Origin of the sequence: Enterobacter cloacae complex sp. IR5403 (assembly GCF_049238705.1) — a bacterium.
In the GTDB taxonomy this organism is placed as follows: domain Bacteria; phylum Pseudomonadota; class Gammaproteobacteria; order Enterobacterales; family Enterobacteriaceae; genus Enterobacter; species Enterobacter hormaechei_C.
The window spans coordinates 390371-409251 of record NZ_JBMKHP010000003.1 but is presented as its reverse complement, the minus strand read 5'-3'; the positions used below and the strand labels follow the sequence as shown (position 1 = coordinate 409251).

Annotated in this window: 13 protein-coding genes; 10 read left to right on the top strand and 3 right to left on the bottom strand. The window is 54.8% G+C overall.

Annotated elements, in window-relative coordinates; translation table 11 throughout:
• Window positions 1–71: 71 nt before the first annotated feature.
• Complete coding sequence (gene trxB, locus ACOTW6_RS07070) at window positions 72–1040, bottom strand: thioredoxin-disulfide reductase (protein ID WP_047052385.1); 969 nt, start codon at window positions 1038–1040, stop codon at window positions 72–74.
• Window positions 1041–1583: 543 nt separating this feature from the next.
• Between trxB and lrp the strand changes: the two genes are divergently transcribed.
• The 10 genes from lrp (at window position 1584) to ACOTW6_RS07020 (ending at window position 15580) form a co-directional block, all read left to right on the top strand.
• A complete protein-coding gene (lrp, locus tag ACOTW6_RS07065; protein WP_000228469.1) occupies window positions 1584–2078 on the top strand; it encodes a leucine-responsive transcriptional regulator Lrp in 495 nt (164 codons plus the stop codon).
• Window positions 2079–2213: 135 nt separating this feature from the next.
• Window positions 2214–5882: a DNA translocase FtsK 4TM domain-containing protein gene (locus ACOTW6_RS07060; RefSeq protein WP_062932095.1), complete on the top strand. Its 3669-nt coding sequence runs from the start codon at window positions 2214–2216 to the stop codon at window positions 5880–5882.
• Between the two features lie 127 nt (window positions 5883–6009).
• Window positions 6010–6624, top strand: a complete 615-nt coding sequence (lolA, locus tag ACOTW6_RS07055; protein WP_003858270.1) for an outer membrane lipoprotein chaperone LolA — start codon at window positions 6010–6012, stop codon at window positions 6622–6624.
• A gap of 9 nt (window positions 6625–6633) precedes the next feature.
• Window positions 6634–7977 carry a replication-associated recombination protein RarA gene (gene rarA / locus ACOTW6_RS07050; protein WP_047052389.1) on the top strand — a complete coding sequence of 448 codons (1344 nt, stop codon included), beginning with the start codon at window positions 6634–6636 and terminating at the stop codon, window positions 7975–7977.
• Window positions 7978–8069: 92 nt separating this feature from the next.
• The gene (serS, locus tag ACOTW6_RS07045; protein WP_008499983.1) at window positions 8070–9362 is read left to right on the top strand and encodes a serine--tRNA ligase; all 1293 of its coding nucleotides are present in this window, start codon (window positions 8070–8072) and stop codon (window positions 9360–9362) included.
• A gap of 212 nt (window positions 9363–9574) precedes the next feature.
• Window positions 9575–12019 (top strand): dimethylsulfoxide reductase subunit A, encoded by a 2445-nt coding sequence (gene dmsA / locus ACOTW6_RS07040; RefSeq protein ID WP_022650720.1) that lies wholly within the window; start codon window positions 9575–9577, stop codon window positions 12017–12019.
• Between the two features lie 10 nt (window positions 12020–12029).
• A complete protein-coding gene (locus ACOTW6_RS07035) occupies window positions 12030–12647 on the top strand; it encodes a DMSO/selenate family reductase complex B subunit (protein WP_017384545.1) in 618 nt (205 codons plus the stop codon).
• Window position 12648: 1 nt separating this feature from the next.
• Window positions 12649–13512 (top strand): dimethyl sulfoxide reductase anchor subunit family protein, encoded by an 864-nt coding sequence (locus ACOTW6_RS07030; RefSeq protein WP_017693703.1) that lies wholly within the window; start codon window positions 12649–12651, stop codon window positions 13510–13512.
• A 275-nt stretch (window positions 13513–13787) separates the two neighbouring features.
• On the top strand, window positions 13788–14936 hold the full coding sequence (locus tag ACOTW6_RS07025; RefSeq protein ID WP_003858254.1) for an MFS transporter: 1149 nt from the start codon (window positions 13788–13790) through the stop codon (window positions 14934–14936).
• A 122-nt stretch (window positions 14937–15058) separates the two neighbouring features.
• Window positions 15059–15580 (top strand): anti-virulence regulator CigR family protein, encoded by a 522-nt coding sequence (locus tag ACOTW6_RS07020; RefSeq protein WP_063133125.1) that lies wholly within the window; start codon window positions 15059–15061, stop codon window positions 15578–15580.
• Between the two features lie 36 nt (window positions 15581–15616).
• Here ACOTW6_RS07020 and pflA read toward each other — a convergent pair whose 3' ends face one another.
• Window positions 15617–16357: a pyruvate formate lyase 1-activating protein gene (gene pflA / locus ACOTW6_RS07015; RefSeq protein ID WP_003858250.1), complete on the bottom strand. Its 741-nt coding sequence runs from the start codon at window positions 16355–16357 to the stop codon at window positions 15617–15619.
• Window positions 16358–16560: 203 nt separating this feature from the next.
• Entirely contained in the window at window positions 16561–18843 is a 2283-nt protein-coding gene (gene pflB / locus ACOTW6_RS07010; RefSeq protein WP_003858247.1) for a formate C-acetyltransferase, read from the bottom strand.
• Window positions 18844–18881 lie beyond the last annotated feature (38 nt).

Here is an 18881-nt window from a genome sequence, read left to right as displayed (position 1 = left end):
TGTTACACGCGAGCAAAAATAAAGGCGACCAGTGGCCGCCTTTATTTACGTTTGTTACTGACTTGTAAAGATTATTTACCTTGTTCAGCCAGTCCATCCAGATAGCGTTCTGCGTCCAGCGCGGCCATACAGCCGGTGCCCGCAGAGGTGATCGCCTGACGATAAATATGGTCCATTACGTCGCCGGCTGCGAAGACACCCGGAACGCTGGTCTGGGTGGCGTTGCCGTGAATGCCAGACTGCACTTTGATGTAGCCGTTCTCCAGCTCCAGCTGACCTTCGAAGATAGCCGTGTTCGGGCTGTGGCCGATGGCCACAAACAGGCCTGCCACTTCCAGCGATTCGACGTTATCGGTGTTCTGGGTATCACGGATACGCAGTCCCGCCACGCCCATCTGATCGCCAGTCACTTCTTCCAGCGTACGGTTGGTATGCAGCACAATATTGCCGCTCGCCACTTTGTCCATCAGACGTTTGATCAGGATCTTCTCCGCGCGGAAGGTGTCGCGACGGTGGATCAGGTGTACTTCTGAGGCAATGTTTGCCAGATACAGCGCTTCTTCCACAGCGGTGTTGCCGCCGCCGATCACCGCAACTTTCTGGTTGCGATAGAAGAAACCGTCGCAGGTCGCGCAGGCTGACACGCCGCGGCCTTTGAACGCTTCTTCAGACGGCAGGCCGAGATAGCGGGCAGAGGCGCCGGTGGCGATGATCAGCGCATCGCAGGTGTATTCGCCGCTGTCACCCGTCAGGCGGAACGGACGATTCTGCAAATCCACTTTATTAATGTGGTCGAACAGGATTTCGGTTTCGAATTTGGCGGCATGCTCGTGCATGCGCTCCATCAGCAGCGGCCCGGTCAGGTCGTTCGGGTCGCCCGGCCAGTTTTCCACTTCCGTGGTGGTGGTCAACTGACCGCCTTTTTCCATCCCGGTAATCAGTACCGGTTGCAGGTTAGCGCGTGCAGCATAGACCGCTGCGGTATATCCCGCAGGTCCAGAACCAAGGATTAGCAGCTTACTGTGTTTGGTCGTGCCCATGAGATCCCCATTGTTGTTGGCAGGCAATGGGCTGGATTGTAGGGAATTTGTTGCCGTAAAAAAAGAGCACGGCAGTTTTGCTTCCGATATATGCAATAGACGCGCCCTATGGGTCAGAGGCGGTCACATCACGTCTGCTACTGAAAACCGCGCGTTTATAAGGCAATAAAATGAGGATTAATACCCCTCCGTAATGAATATCCGGCATCTTGTACTAAAAATCGATGTTTTGCTTTGACAATCCCCTGCGCTTTTGCGAAAACATTCAAGGAAGAAAAAAAGACGCACGAACTGCATGCCGCATAGACATGCACGGAAATGCCATTTTTACCGGGTCAGTGAAATCTACGCATGGTGTGGACAGACGCCATACGTGATGTCTGTGACTGCTTTCGGGCAACGGTCTTCTTACCGCAGAACCCGAATCCACATCGCGTCTAATACATAACCAGGCGATGTGATGAATAACGGGTACAGGCTCTGAACAGTGATGTGCACAGGGTCCAGGCAGGAGTAGGGAAGGAATACAGAGAGACAATAATAATGGTAGATAGCAAGAAGCGCCCTGGCAAAGATCTCGACCGTATCGATCGTAACATTCTTAATGAATTGCAAAAGGATGGGCGTATTTCCAACGTCGAGCTTTCAAAACGTGTGGGACTTTCCCCGACGCCGTGCCTTGAGCGTGTGCGTCGACTGGAAAGACAGGGTTTTATTCAGGGCTATACGGCTCTGCTGAACCCGCATTATCTGGATGCCTCACTTCTGGTATTTGTTGAGATTACTCTGAATCGTGGTGCACCAGATGTGTTTGAGCAATTTAACGCCGCTGTACAAAAACTTGAAGAAATTCAAGAGTGTCATCTGGTTTCCGGTGATTTTGACTACCTGTTGAAAACCCGTGTGCCTGATATGTCCGCCTACCGTAAGCTGCTGGGTGAAACCCTGCTGCGTCTGCCAGGCGTGAACGACACCCGTACTTATGTGGTGATGGAAGAGGTCAAACAGAGCAATCGTCTGGTTATTAAGACGCGCTAACACGGAACAGGTGCAAAATCAGTGTAGTTTGATTACACTCCTGTTAATCCATACAGCAACAGTGCCGGGGAGCCCCGGCGCTGTTGTCCGTTTTAGCACACAGGCAGGACATGCCTGATACCTGGAGAGCCTTTCTTGAGCCAGGAATACACTGAAGACAAAGAAGTCACATTATCTAAGCTAAGCAGCGGACGTCGTCTCCTTGAGGCGTTACTGATTGTTATTGCCCTTTTTGCCGTCTGGCTGATGGCTGCCTTACTCAGTTTCAACCCCTCAGATCCCAGCTGGTCGCAAACCGCATGGCATGAGCCTATCCATAATTTAGGTGGCGTTCCCGGCGCCTGGCTTGCGGACACGCTTTTCTTCATTTTCGGTGTGATGGCCTATACCCTTCCCGTCATCATTATTGGCGGATGCTGGTTTGCCTGGCGTCATCGACAGAACGACGACTACATCGATTATTTTGCCGTTTCGCTGCGCCTGATTGGCGCCCTGGCGCTGATCCTCACCTCCTGCGGACTGGCGGCGATCAACGCCGATGACATCTGGTACTTCGCCTCCGGCGGGGTGATTGGCAGCCTGTTGAGCTCCGCGCTGCAACCGATGCTTCACAGCAGCGGCGGCACGCTGGCGCTGCTCTGCATCTGGGCGGCAGGGCTGACGCTGTTTACCGGCTGGTCCTGGGTGAGCATTGCTGAAAAAATCGGCAGCTTTATTCTGACTCTGCTGACGTTTGCCAGCAATCGCACCCGTCGTGACGATACGTGGGTCGATGAAGACGAATATGAAGATGAGTACGAAGAGGAAGACGAGGCACCTGTGCAGCGTCGTGAATCCCGCCGTGCCCGTATTCTGCGCGGTGCTCTGGCGCGCCGTCAGCGCGTTGCTGAAAAATTCGCTAACCCGTTAGGCCGTAAAACGGATGCCGCGCTTTTCTCCGGCAAACGTATGGATGAAGAGGAGCAGATTGAGTATCGCGGCGCGGCCGTCGATCCTGATGATGTGTTGTTCTCTGGTCATCGAGCCACGCCGGGTGAGTATGACGAATACGATCCGCTGTTAAATGGTCATTCCGTGACTGAACCGGTAGCCGCTGCTGCTGCCGCAACGACGGCTGCGCAGGCCCATGTTGCGCCTGTTGAAGCCGTGATGCCGTCCTCGCCTGTTCCGGCACCGGAGTCCGCGATCCAGCAACCGCAGGTAGACTGGCAGACTGCGCCAGGCGTCCATACGCCTGAACCGACCATTGCGCCGGAGCCTGAAAGCTATATTCCTGTGCAGCAGGAACAGTGGCAGCAACCGTATCAGCCGCCTGAGCCTGTCAGCGAGCCGCAACAGCCGCATCAGGCTTATACGCCCGAACCCGCTGTACCTGAACAGCCATATGTTGCGCCGGTGTCTGAACCCGAAGTGGTGGAGGAAGCGAAGCCATCCCGTCCGCCATTATACTATTTTGAAGAAGTGGAAGAGCGCCGTGCCCGTGAGCGCGAGCAGCTTGCCGCCTGGTATCAGCCCGTGCCTGAGCCGGTGCAGGAGCCTGTTGTAAAAGCGCCTTCTGCAAGCGTTGCACCTGTAGATCCAGCGCCAGCCGTTGCGTCGGGAGCGGAAGCCGTGAAGCAGGCAACGGCAGCCGCTGCCGCGTCCGCTCCGCTATTCAGCCCGGCAACCGACGGTGCGCCGCGTCCTCAGGTAAAAGAGGGCATTGGTCCACAATTGCCGCGCCCTAATCGCGTGCGCGTACCGACGCGCCGGGAGCTTGCCTCTTATGGCATTAAACTGCCTTCCCAGCGTATGGCGGAAGAGAAAGCCCGTGAGTCCGACTACGAAGATGATGCTGACGAACTGCATCAGGATGAGCTGGCGCGTCAGTTTGCCGCCCAGCAGACTCAACGCTACGGGAATGAGTACCAACACGATGTTCATTCTCAGCAGGATGAGGATGATGCTGCTGAAGCGGAATTAGCGCGTCAGTTTGCGGCCACACAACAGCAACGTTATTCCGGTGAGCAGCCTTCGGGGGCAAACCCGTTCTCGCTCTCGGATTTTGAATTTTCACCGATGAAAGATCTGGTGGATGACGGTCCGAGCGAACCGCTGTTCACGCCGAGCGTGATGCCGGAAGCGGAACCGGTGCGTCAGGCGCCAGCGCCGCAGGTTAATGCGCAGCCACAACAGCCAGCGCCGCAGGCTTATACGCAGCCGCATACACCACCGGCCCAACCGCCGCAGCCGCAGTTCCAGCAGCCAGCACCACAGCCGCAGGAAAGCCTGATTCACCCGCTGCTGATGCGTAACGGAGACAGCCGTCCGCTGCAACGACCAAGTACGCCGTTGCCGTCGCTGGATCTGTTAACGCCGCCGCCAGCGGAAGTCGAACCGGTGGATACTTTTGCCCTTGAGCAGATGGCCCGTCTGGTGGAAGCGCGTCTGGCTGACTTCCGTATTAAAGCGGACGTGGTGAACTACTCACCTGGCCCGGTGATCACCCGTTTCGAACTGAACCTGGCGCCAGGCGTAAAAGCGGCGCGTATTTCTAACCTGTCCCGTGACCTGGCGCGTTCTCTGTCGACCGTGGCGGTACGCGTGGTGGAAGTGATCCCAGGCAAGCCTTACGTTGGCCTTGAGCTGCCAAACAAGAAACGCCAGACCGTTTATTTGCGTGAAGTTCTGGATAACACCAAATTCCGCGACAACCCGTCCCCGCTGACCGTGGTGCTGGGTAAAGATATCGCTGGCGATCCGGTGGTTGCCGATCTCGCGAAGATGCCGCACCTGCTGGTTGCGGGTACCACCGGCTCCGGTAAATCGGTCGGGGTGAACGCCATGATCCTCAGTATGCTCTACAAAGCGCAGCCTGAAGATGTGCGTTTCATCATGATCGACCCGAAAATGCTTGAACTGTCCGTCTACGAAGGCATTCCGCACCTGTTAACGGAAGTGGTGACCGACATGAAGGACGCCGCCAACGCATTGCGCTGGAGCGTCAATGAAATGGAGCGTCGCTACAAGCTGATGTCGGCGCTGGGCGTGCGTAACCTGGCCGGTTATAACGAGAAAATCGCTGAGGCGGCACGTATGGGCCGTCCGATTCCGGACCCATACTGGAAGCCGGGTGACAGCATGGATGCCCAGCATCCGGTGCTGGAGAAACTGCCTTACATCGTGGTGCTGGTGGATGAATTCGCCGACCTGATGATGACCGTTGGCAAGAAAGTGGAAGAGCTGATTGCGCGTCTGGCACAGAAAGCGCGTGCGGCGGGCATCCATCTGGTACTGGCAACGCAGCGTCCGTCCGTAGACGTTATCACCGGTCTTATTAAGGCAAACATCCCGACCCGTATCGCGTTTACCGTGTCGAGTAAAATTGACTCGCGTACTATCCTTGACCAGGGCGGTGCAGAGTCGCTGCTGGGGATGGGGGATATGCTCTATTCCGGCCCGAACTCCACCTCGCCGGTGCGTGTCCACGGTGCGTTTGTTCGCGACCAGGAAGTGCACGCGGTGGTGCAGGACTGGAAAGCGCGCGGGCGGCCGCAATACGTCGACGGCATCACCTCCGACAGTGAAAGTGAAGGCGGCGGCGGTGGTTTTGACGGCGGCGAAGAGCTGGATCCGTTATTTGACCAGGCGGTTAATTTCGTCACCGAAAAACGTAAGGCGTCCATCTCCGGCGTCCAGCGCCAGTTCCGTATTGGCTACAACCGCGCGGCGCGTATCATCGAGCAGATGGAAGCCCAGGGCATCGTGAGCGAACAGGGGCATAACGGTAACCGTGAGGTGCTGGCGCCACCGCCGTTTGATTAACCTTCAGCGATTGCAAAGAAGGGTAAATCAGCAAAAATTAAGCATATTCTTCTGTCGCCTGCCTTCGGGCAGGTCCAGAATAGAAACGGAACCCCCATATCGGGAAGACGTATTTTAAGGAATAACAATGAAAAAAATCGCCATCGCCTGTGCATTACTCTCCAGTTTTGTTGCCAGCAGCGTCTGGGCTGATGCAGCCAGCGACCTTAAAAGCCGACTGGATAAAGTGAGCAGCTTCCACGCCAGCTTCACGCAAAAAGTGACTGACGGCAGCGGCAACGCGGTGCAGGAAGGTCAGGGGGATTTGTGGGTGAAACGCCCGAATCTCTTCAACTGGCACATGACCCAGCCGGATGAAAGCGTGCTGGTGTCCGACGGGAAAACCTTATGGTTCTACAACCCGTTTGTTGAGCAGGCGACCGCCACCTGGCTGAAAGATGCGACCAGCAATACGCCGTTTATGCTCATTGCCCGTAACCAGTCCAGCGACTGGCAGCAGTACAACATTAAACAAAACGGTGATGAGTTCGTCCTGACGCCAAAAGGCAGCAACGGTAACCTGAAGCAGTTCACCATTAACGTGAGCAGCAACGGTACCATTAATCAGTTCGGTGCGGTTGAGCAGGACGATCAGCGCAGTAGCTATCAGCTTAAGTCTCAGCAAAACGGCGCTGTAGATGCTTCGAAATTCACCTTTACCCCGCCGCAGGGCGTAACGGTGGACGACCAACGTAATAAGTAAGAGGCATGAGTGAGCAACCTGTCGCTCGATTTTTCAGATAATGCGTTTCAACCTCTGGCCGCCCGTATGCGGCCAGAAAATTTAGCGCAGTACATCGGCCAGCAACACCTGCTGGCTGCGGGGAAACCCTTGCCGCGCGCTATTGAGGCGGGGCATCTGCACTCCATGATCCTCTGGGGCCCACCCGGCACCGGCAAAACAACCCTCGCTGAAGTGATCGCCCGCTATGCTAACGCGGACGTTGAGCGCATCTCGGCGGTGACGTCCGGCGTGAAGGAGATCCGTGAGGCGATCGAGCGCGCGCGGCAAAACCGCAATGCCGGGCGCCGCACCATTCTGTTTGTCGATGAAGTCCACCGCTTCAACAAGAGCCAACAGGATGCGTTTCTGCCGCACATTGAAGACGGCACGATTTTCTTCATCGGCGCAACCACGGAAAACCCGTCGTTTGAGCTGAACTCTGCGCTCCTTTCTCGTGCGCGCGTCTATCTTCTTAAGTCGCTGACCACGGAAGATATCGAAAAGGTTCTGACCCAGGCGATGGAGGACAACGCGCGGGGTTACGGCGGACAGGATATCGTTCTGCCAGACGACACGCGTCGTGCGATCGCTGAACTGGTCAACGGCGATGCGCGTCGGGCACTGAATACGCTGGAAATGATGGCCGATATGGCTGAAGTGGACGATGCGGGCAAGCGCGTACTGAAACCTGAATTGCTCACCGAAATAGCCGGTGAACGCAGCGCACGCTTCGATAATAAAGGCGATCGTTTTTACGACCTGATCTCGGCATTACATAAGTCCGTGCGCGGCAGCGCCCCGGATGCGGCGCTCTACTGGTACGCGCGTATCATTACCGCCGGTGGCGATCCGTTATATGTCGCGCGTCGCTGCCTGGCCATTGCGTCGGAAGATGTCGGAAATGCCGATCCACGCGCCATGCAGGTCGCTATTTCCGCCTGGGACTGCTTTACCCGCGTCGGGCCCGCGGAAGGCGAGCGTGCCATTGCGCAGGCGATTGTCTATCTGGCCTGCGCGCCGAAAAGTAACGCGGTGTATACCGCCTTCAAAGCGGCGATGTCGGACGCGCGTGAGCGCCCGGACTACGATGTGCCGGTACATCTTCGCAATGCGCCAACCAAATTGATGAAAGAGATGGGGTATGGGCAGGAGTATCGCTACGCCCATGATGAACCCAATGCCTACGCCGCCGGGGAAGAGTATTTCCCACAGGAGATGGCACAAACCCGCTATTATCACCCCACAAACAGAGGTCTTGAGGGTAAGATTGGCGAAAAGCTCGCCTGGCTTGCCGGACAGGATCAAAATAGCCCTATAAAACGCTACCGTTAGTTCAATCGTTGCGGTAATGTTGGCAATATATCTCTGTGGCCGCAGGCTGTGGTCACTTTTTCCTCTTTTAATTCGATAAGCACAGGATAAGCATGCTCGATCCCAATCTGCTGCGTAATGAGCCAGACGCAGTCGCTGAAAAACTGGCACGCCGGGGCTTTAAGCTGGATGTAGATAAGCTGCGCGCTCTTGAAGAGCGTCGTAAAGTTTTGCAGGTACAAACTGAAAATCTGCAAGCAGAGCGTAATTCTCGATCGAAATCCATTGGCCAGGCGAAAGCGCGCGGGGAAGATATTGAGCCATTACGCCTGGAAGTGAACAAGCTGGGTGAAGAGCTGGATCAGGCGAAAGCTGAACTGGACGTTCTTCAGGCTGAAATTCGTGATATCGCTCTGGCGATCCCGAACATTCCTGACGACAGCGTGCCTGTCGGCAAAGACGAAAACGACAACGTTGAAGTGAAACGCTGGGGTACGCCTCGCGAGTTTGACTTTGAGGTGCGCGATCACGTCACGCTGGGCGAAATGCACGCGGGCCTGGACTTTGCGGCTGCGGTTAAGTTGACCGGTTCTCGCTTTGTGGTAATGAAAGGTCAGATTGCCCATCTGCACCGCGCGCTGGCGCAGTTCATGCTGGATCTGCACACCGAGCAGCATGGCTACAGCGAAACCTACGTTCCGTATCTGGTTAACCACGATACACTGTACGGTACAGGCCAGCTGCCGAAATTTGCCGGCGATCTGTTCCATACCCGTCCGCTGGACGAGGAAGCTGACAGCAGCAACTACGCGCTGATCCCAACCGCGGAAGTGCCGCTGACCAACCTCGTGCGTGATGAGATCATCGACGAAGACGATCTGCCAATCAAACTGACCGCACACTCTCCATGTTTCCGTTCTGAAGCCGGTTCTTACGGTCGCGATACGCGCGGTCTGATCCGTATGCACCAGTTCGATAAAGTTGAGATGGTGCAGATCGTTCGTCCGGAAGAGTCTATGGACGCGCTGGAAGAGATGACGGGTCACGCAGAGAAAGTGCTGGAGCTGCTGGGGCTGCCATATCGCCGTATGGCGCTGTGTACCGGTGACATGGGCTTCGGCGCCTGCAAAACCTTCGACCTCGAAGTCTGGGTGCCTGCGCAAAATACCTACCGTGAAATCTCCTCCTGCTCTAACGTCTGGGATTTCCAGGCTCGCCGTATGCAGGCGCGTTGCCGCAGCAAGTCCGACAAGAAGACCCGTCTGGTTCATACCCTGAACGGTTCTGGTCTGGCTGTCGGCCGTACGCTGGTTGCCGTGCTGGAAAACTACCAGCAGGCTGATGGACGTATTGAGATCCCAGAAGTGCTGCGTCCTTACATGAAAGGTCAGCAGTACATCGGATAATGATTTTGCATTCACGCACAAAAGCGCCTTCGGGCGCTTTTTTTATCCCTCTGAATTGATACGACGCAATACCTCCTCACTCTAAAGTAGTAATACTTCTCCGAACGAAAGTTAGCATAAAACACCAATAACGTTGTAATTCGTTATAAATAAAACTACATAGCGGTTTGCGCCGCCTCTCTTTTCTTTGTGAGCAACCAAAGTGAGTCTTTATGAAAATCAAAGCGCCTGAAGCGTTAATGGCTGCCGAGGTCACTCGCCGTGGGTTGATGAAAACCACGGCAATAGGTGGTCTGGCGGTTGCCAGCAGCGCCTTTACGCTCCCTTTTACCCGTCTGGCGTCGGCGGCGGAGGCTCTGTCTCCCGCTTCAGCCCCGGAAAAAGTGGTGTGGAGTGCCTGTACCGTTAACTGTGGTAGCCGTTGTCCCCTGCGTATGCATGTTGTGGACGGTGAAATCAAATATGTCGAAACCGACAATACTGGCGATGATAACTACGAAGGGTTACATCAGGTTCGTGCCTGTCTGCGTGGCCGTTCAATGCGCCGTCGCGTTTATAATCCGGATCGTCTGAAATACCCAATGAAGCGCGTCGGTAAGCGTGGGGAAGGGAAGTTCGAGCGCATTAGCTGGGACGAAGCCTACGATATTATCGCGACCAACATGCAGCGCCTGATCAAAGAGTACGGCAACGAATCCATCTATCTCAACTATGGCACCGGGACGCTGGGCGGTACCATGACCCGCTCCTGGCCGCCGGGTAAAACGCTGGTGGCGCGCCTGATGAACTGCTGCGGCGGCTATCTCAATCATTACGGCGACTACTCTTCCGCACAGATTGCTGCGGGGCTGAACTACACCTACGGCGGCTGGGCAGACGGCAACAGTCCGTCGGATATCGAAAACAGTAAACTGGTAGTGTTGTTCGGCAACAACCCAGGCGAAACGCGCATGAGCGGCGGTGGGGTAACCTATTATCTTGAGCAGGCGCGCGCCAAATCCAACGCACGTATGATCATCGTTGATCCGCGCTATACCGATACCGGTGCGGGACGTGAAGATGAGTGGATCCCTATTCGCCCTGGTACCGATGCGGCGCTGGTCAATGCGCTGGCGTATGTGATGATCACTGAAAACCTCGTCGATCAGCCGTTCCTGGATAAATACTGCGTGGGTTATGACGAGAAGACCCTGCCAGCCAGCGCACCGGCTAACGGGCATTACAAAGCGTACATTCTTGGTCAGGGCAGCGACGGGGTAGCGAAAACCCCTGAGTGGGCATCCACCATCACCGGCATTCCAGTCGAACGTATTGTTCAGCTGGCGCGTGAAATTGGTTCAACGAAACCGGCCTATATCAGCCAGGGTTGGGGACCGCAGCGTCACGCGAACGGCGAAATTGCCACCCGTGCTATTTCTATGCTCTCGATTCTGACTGGCAACGTCGGCATTCACGGCGGTAATAGCGGGGCGCGTGAAGGCTCGTATGAAGTCCCGTTTGAACGTATGCCAACGCTGGATAACCCGGTTCAGACCAGCATCTCCATGTTTATGTGGACGGACGCGATCGAGCGCGGCCCGGAAATGACCGCGCTGCGCGACGGTGTTCGGGGCAAAGATAAGCTGGACGTGCCGATCAAAATGATCTGGAACTATGCCGGTAACTGCCTGATCAACCAGCACTCTGAAATCAACCGCACCCATGAAATTTTGCAGGACGACAAGAAGTGCGAAATGATTGTGGTGATCGACTGCCACATGACCTCGTCGGCGAAGTATGCCGATATTCTGCTCCCGGACTGCACCGCGTCTGAGCAGATGGATTTCGCGCTGGACGCCTCCTGCGGCAACATGTCCTATGTGATCTTCACTGATCAGGCCATCAAACCGCGCTTCGAGTGCAAAACCATCTACGAGATGACTTCTGAGCTGGCGAAACGTCTTGGCGTTGAGCAGCAGTTCACTGAAGGACGTACTCAGGAAGGTTGGATGCGCCATCTGCACGAGCTTTCCCGCAAAGCCATTCCTGACCTGCCGGACTTCGATACCTTCCGCAAGCAGGGCATGTACAAGCAGCGCGATCCGGAAGGGCATCACGTGGCGTATAAAGCCTTCCGCGACGATCCGCAGGCCAATCCGCTGACCACGCCGTCGGGCAAAATCGAGATCTACTCCGAAGAGCTGGCAAAAATTGCTGCAACGTGGGAATTGCCGGAAGGGGACGTTATCGATCCGCTGCCGATTTATACGCCAGGCTTCGAAAACTACAACGATCCGCTGACGGAGAAATTCCCGCTTCAGTTGACCGGTTTCCACTACAAAGCGCGTGTTCACTCCACCTACGGCAACGTTGACGTACTGAAAGCGGCCTGCCGACAGGAGATGTGGATCAACCCGATGGATGCGAAAGCGCGCGGCATCAGTAATGGCGATCGCGTACGTATCTTCAACGGGCGTGGCGAAGTGCATATCGAAGCTAAAGTGACTCCGCGCATGATGCCTGGCGTTGTCGCGCTGGGGGAAGGGGCCTGGTATAACCCGGATGCGAACCGTATCGATCAGGCGGGCTGCATCAACGTTCTCACTACGCAGCGTCCATCGCCGCTGGCGAAGGGCAACCCATCCCACACAAACCTCGTTCAGGTTGAAAAGGCGTAAGGAGTAACCGATGACAACCCAGTATGGATTTTTTATTGATTCCAGCCGCTGCACCGGGTGCAAAACCTGCGAGCTGGCCTGCAAGGATTACAAAGACCTGACCCCGGACGTCAGCTTCCGGCGTATTTATGAATACGCGGGCGGCGACTGGCAGGAGGACAACGGCGTCTGGCATCAGAATGTCTTCGCCTATTACCTGTCGATTGCCTGCAACCACTGCGAAGATCCGGCCTGCACCAAGGTCTGCCCGAGCGGGGCAATGCACAAGCGCGACGACGGTTTTGTGGTGGTGGATGAGGATGTCTGCATCGGCTGTCGTTACTGCCACATGGCCTGCCCGTACGGCGCGCCGCAGTACAATGCCGCCAAAGGCCACATGACCAAGTGCGACGGCTGCCACAGCCGCGTGGCGGACGGCAAAAAGCCCATCTGCGTCGAATCCTGCCCGCTGCGCGCGCTGGACTTTGGCCCGATTGAGGAGCTGCGCAAAAAACACGGCCAGCTTGCTGCCGTCGCGCCGCTGCCGTCTGCGCACTTCACGAAGCCGAGTATTGTGATTAAACCTAACGCCAACAGCCGTCCGACGGGTGACACCACCGGCTACCTGGCAAATCCGAAGGAGGTGTGAGATGGGAAGTGGATGGCATGAATGGCCGCTGATGATCTTCACGGTCTTTGGGCAGTGCGTGGCAGGCGGGTTTATCGTCCTTGCGCTGGCGCTGTTAAAAGGGAACCTCAATGCTGAACAGCAGCAGCGTTTGGTGTTAAGCATGTTTGGCCTGTGGGTGTTGATGGGCATTGGGTTTATCGCCTCTACGCTGCACCTCGGCTCACCGATGCGCGCGTTCAACTCCCTGAACCGCGTAGGTGCCTCCTCGCTGAGTAACGAGATTGCCAGCGGGGCAATCTTCTTTGCCGTTGGTGGGCTGGGGTGGTTACTGGCAGCGGTGAAAAAGCTGCCGTCAGGGTTACGCGCGTTGTGGCTCATCGTCACCATGGTACTGGGCGTTGTCTTCGTCTGGATGATGGTCCGGGTGTACAACACCATCGATACCGTTCCGACCTGGTATAGCGTCTGGACGCCGATGAGCTTCTTCCTGACTATGTTTATTGGCGGGCCGCTGCTGGGTTATCTGCTGCTGCGTGTGGCTGGCATTAATGGTTGGGCGATGCGCCTGCTGCCCGCGGTCTCGCTGCTGGCGCTGGTAATCAGTACCGTTGTCGCGCTTATGCAGGGAGCAGAGCTGGCGACTATTCACAGCTCTATCCAGCAGGCTTCGGCGCTGGTGCCGGATTACGGTTCGCTGATGGCCTGGCGTGTGGTGCTGCTGACGGCGGCGCTGGTGTGCTGGATTGCCCCTCAGCTTAAAGGTTACTCGCCTGCGCTGCCGTTGCTGTCTCTGGCCTTTGTGCTGGTGCTGGCAGGGGAGTTAATTGGTCGCGGCGTATTTTACGGTCTGCATATGACGGTCGGTATGGCTATCGCCAGCTAATTTCATTTTTCGTTATAAAAAGCCGGGACATAGCGCCCGGCTTTTTCTTTTTTCATTCATGAAATTTTTCGACTGATGTTTCGTTGTAAAAATTCCCGGAAATAAATAAAAACAAATAGATAATTAATATCAGTAGCAGGCTTTGCATTAGCAGGATGAGTTTTTTAAATCGACAAGGCGCATAACATGCGTGACGCCTGAAACGGTAGATTGACTTTGTTTTTGCCAGTGGCATGATGCGCACGAAATCTGAACTTCCTCACGGTTTTTAATCCATGACCACCTATACCCGCCCGGTGCTTTTGTTGCTCTGTGGCCTGCTTTTGCTGACCCTGGCGATCGCGGTGTTAAACACACTCGTCCCGCTATGGCTCGCCCATGAAAACTTACCGACCTGGCAGGTGGGTATGGTTAGCTCGTCCTTTTTTACGGGCAATCTGCTGGGCACCTTATTAACGGGCAGCCTTATTAAGCGCTTTGGTTTTAACCGCAGTTATTATCTGGCGTCGCTGATCTTTGCCGTCGGCTGCGCCGGTTTAGGACTCATGGTCGGCTTCTGGAGCTGGATGGTCTGGCGCTTTATTGCGGGCGTCGGCTGCGCCATGATCTGGGTGGTGGTTGAAAGTGCGCTGATGTGCAGCGGCACGTCCCGTAATCGCGGGCGTCTGCTGGCGGCCTATATGATGGTTTACTACGTCGGTACCGTTCTGGGACAGCTGATGGTCAGCAAACTGCCAACCGACCTGATGAGCGTGCTGCCGTGGGTGACGGGCATGGTGCTCGCGGCGATCCTGCCGCTGCTCTTTACCCGCATTGTGAATCAAAACAGCGAACATCAGGAAGCCACCCACGTCTGGCCGATGCTGAGACTGCGCCAGGCGCGTCTGGGGGTTAACGGCTGCATTATTTCCGGGATTGTGCTGGGCTCGCTCTATGGCCTGATGCCGCTCTATCTTAACCATCAGGGCGTCAGTGATTCCGGGATCGGTTTCTGGATGGCGGTGATGGTCAGCGCGGGGATTGTCGGCCAGTGGCCGATTGGCCGCCTGGCGGACCGCTTTGGTCGTCTGCTGGTGCTGCGCGTTCAGGTCTTCGTGGTCATCATGGGCTGTCTCGCCATGCTCAGCAACGCTGCGATGGCGCCTGCGCTGTTCATTCTGGGGGCTGCGGGCTTTACGCTCTATCCGGTCGCGATGGCCTGGGCCTGTGAGAAAGTTGAGCATCACCAGCTGGTGGCGATGAACCAGGCTTTGTTGCTGAGTTACACCATCGGCAGTTTACTGGGGCCGACGTTTACCGCTATGCTCATGCAAAATTATTCTGATAATCTGCTGTTTATCATGATCGCCAGCGTGTCGTTTATTTATCTGCTAATGCTGCTGCGCAAAGTGGGCGAACATCCAACGCCAGTGGCTCATGCCTGATTTTTAAAAGCCTGTCGATGACAGGCTTTTTTGTCCCTGTCACATATAAGACTTTTACTTATTGTGAGTTTTTACTGCCTGGCGATAATTCCAATGAGTTCTCCCACTAAAAGGCAGCCATCATGTCTACTCGTCGTTTTTCCACTACCGCACTTGCCGTAGTGTTGGCTTTAACGTTTGCAACGGCTCCGGCCATGGCTAATCCTGGAAACGGGAATGGCGGTGGTCACGGAAACGGTGGCGGACAAGGTAATAGCGGCAATCATGGTAACGGGAACTCTGGTAACCATGGTAATAAGCACAATAATGGTCAGGATAACCCTGGGAAATCGGATAAGAGCTTTAAAAACAGCAAAGATGTCAGTAATGATGTGGATGCTCGCGTGAGCTTCGATCATGCCCGCCATCTGGCACTGAATTACGGCTTAACGGGTTACGACTCTCTGCCTCCGGGTATTGCGAAAAACCTCGCGCGCGGTAAGCCACTGCCTCCGGGCATTGCGAAGAAAACCGTGCCAGCCGATATGCTGGGTCAGCTTCCTTCCTATCCGGGCTATGAATGGCGCGTGGTAGGTGACGACCTGGTCTTAATTGCGCTGAGTACGGCGATTGTGACTTCCGTTATTAACGGCGTCTTTAAATAGAATATAAAAAGGCCCGGTTCTCACCGGGCCTTTTCGTTAATACATGACCTTGTGGCCATACTGCTCAAGAATACCTTTGACGCGTTCCATCGTCTCTTTTTTCGGCGGCTTCACGCCATCGAGCTTGTACTCTTCACCCATCGCCACCCATTTATGTTTACCCAGCTCGTGATAGGGCAGGAGTTCGATTTTCTCCACGTTACCCATATCCCGGGTAAATTCACCCAGACGATGTGCAGAGTCATCATCATCTGACCAGCCCGGCACCACCACGTAGCGGATCCAGGTTTTGACGCCTTTGTTGGCAATGTATTTAGCAAATTCCAGGGTACGGTGGTTTGAAACGCCAACCAGATTCTGGTGGATCTCATCGTTCATCTGCTTGAGATCGAGCATGACCAGATCGGTCACTTCAAGCAGTTCATCAATAACCGGATCGTAACGGCGCACAAAGCCGTTGGTGTCGAGGCAGGTATGAATGCCTTCTTTGTGGCAGGCGCGGAACCAGTCGCGCACGAATTCAGCCTGAAGAATGGCTTCACCGCCGGATGCCGTCACGCCACCGCCGGACGCGTTCATGAAGTGGCGATAGGTCACCACCTCTTTCATCAGATCTTCAACGGTGACTTCTTTACCGCCATGGGTGTCCCAGGTGTCACGGTTATGGCAGTACAGGCAGCGCATCAGGCAGCCCTGGAAGAAAGTGATAAAGCGGATCCCCGGGCCATCGACGGTGCCACAGGATTCAAAGGAGTGAATGCGACCAATAATTGACATTGCGGTGATATCTCCGAATTTGGCCCATCCGGGGGCCTATGTAGATGCACAGCTCAAAGGCTATGTCGAGTCTGTTTTGGCTGTTATCCATTAAGTATAGATAGCGGACAAAAGAGACTGATGAAGCGAGGGTGTTAAAAAGGCCCCACTTGCGTGGAGCCTTTATTGTACGCTTTTTAACGCGTGATTTCAGTCAATTCCACTTACATGGACTGAGTGAAAGTACGGGTAATAACGTCCTGCTGCTGTTCTTTCGTCAGGGAGTTAAAACGTACTGCGTAGCCAGATACGCGGATGGTCAGCTGAGGATACTTCTCAGGATGTTCCATCGCGTCGAGCAGCATTTCACGGTTCATCACGTTCACGTTCAGGTGCTGACCACCTTCGATGGACGCTTCGTGGTGGAAGTAACCATCCATCAGACCCGCGAGGTTAGTTTTACGCACTTCGTCGTCTTTACCCAGCGCGTTTGGCACGATAGAGAAGGTGTAAGAGATACCATCTTTCGCGTAAGCAAACGGCAGTTTAGCAACGGAGGTCAGAGAGGCAACCGCACCTTTCTGGTCACGACCGTGCATTGGGTTAGCACCTGGGCCGAATGGCGCGCCAGCACGACGACCGTCTGGGGTGTTACCGGTTTTCTTACCATACACAACGTTAGAGGTGATGGTCAGAACAGACTGAGTCGGGATAGCGTTACGATAGGTAGTGAGTTTCTGAATTTTCTTCATGAAACGTTCTACCAGGTCAACCGCCATGTCATCAACGCGAGCGTCGTTGTTACCAAACTGCGGATATTCGCCTTCGATTTCGAAGTCGATAGCCAGACCATCTTCGTCACGAATTGGTTTAACTTTCGCATATTTGATTGCAGACAGGGAGTCAGCAGCAACGGACAGACCTGCGATACCACACGCCATGGTGCGAACGACGTCACGGTCGTGCAGCGCCATCAGAGAGGCTTCGTAGCTGTACTTGTCGTGCATGTAGTGGATAACGTTCAGCGCGGTCACGTACTGTTTAGCCAGCCAGTCCATGAAGTGGTCCATGCGGTCCATGACTTCATCATAGTTCAGCACGTCGCCTTTGATCGGTTCAGACTTAGGACCAACCTGCATTTTCAGTTTTTCATCAACGCCGCCGTTGATTGCGTACAGCATGGTTTTCGCCAGGTTTGCACGCGCACCGAAGAACTGCATTTGCTTACCAACAACCATTGGACTTACGCAGCAAGCGATAGCGTAGTCATCGTTGTTAAAGTCAGGACGCATCAGGTCATCGTTCTCATATTGCAGAGAAGAGGTGTCGATGGACACTTTAGCGGCGAATTTCTTGAAGTTCAGAGGCAGTTTTTCAGACCACAGAACGGTGATGTTCGGCTCCGGAGAAGGACCCATGGTGTACAGGGTGTTCAGGAAGCGGAAGCTGTTTTTGGTTACCAGAGTACGGCCATCTACGCCCATACCGCCGATAGATTCGGTTGCCCAGATTGGGTCACCAGAGAACAGCTCATCATATTCTGGGGTACGCAGGAAGCGAACCATACGCAGTTTCATGACCAGGTGGTCAATCATTTCCTGAGCGTCTTGTTCAGTGATTTTGCCTGCTTTCAGGTCACGTTCGATGTACGCATCCAGGAAGGTGGATACGCGGCCGAAGGACATTGCTGCACCGTTCTGAGACTTAACAGCGGCCAGGTAGCCGAAGTAGGTCCACTGGATAGCTTCCTGAGCGTTGGTAGCAGGACCAGAGATATCGCAGCCGTATTTAGCCGCCATCTCTTTGATCTGACCCAGCGCACGGTGCTGTTCAGCGATCTCTTCACGCAGACGGATAGTCGCTTCCAGGTTTACGCCGTTTTCCAGGTCAGACTGGAGAGAGACGAACTGCGCGTATTTGTCTTTCATCAGGAAGTCGATACCGTACAGCGCAACGCGACGGTAGTCACCGATGATACGGCCACGGCCATAGGCATCTGGCAGACCAGTCAGAACGCCAGATTTACGGCAGTTCAGAATGTCTTTGGTGTAAACATCGAATACGCCCTGGTTATGGGTTTTGCGGTATTCGGTGAAGATTTTTTTCAGCATTGGGTCCAGCTCGCGGTTATACGCTTTGCAGGAACCTTCAACCATTTTGATACCACCGAACGGGATGATTGCGCGTTTCAGTGGTGCTTCAGTTTGCAGACCAACGATTTTCTCAAGGGCTTTGTTGATGTAGCCAGCATCGTGAGAAGTGATGGTAGAAGCAACGGAGGTGTCAAAATCAACTGGCGCGTGAGTGCGGTTTTCCAGTTTAACGCCTTCCATTACGCTGTCCCACAGCTTGGTGGTTGCGTCAGTCGCACCAGCCAGGAAGGATTCGTCACCTTCATACGGGGTATAGTTTTTCTGAATGAAGTCACGGACGTTGACTTCATTCTGCCAGTCACCTTTCGTAAAACCTTCCCAGGCTGTGGCTAACTTTTCATTAAGCTCGGACATGTAACACCTACCTTCTTAAGTGGATTTTTTATTTACTG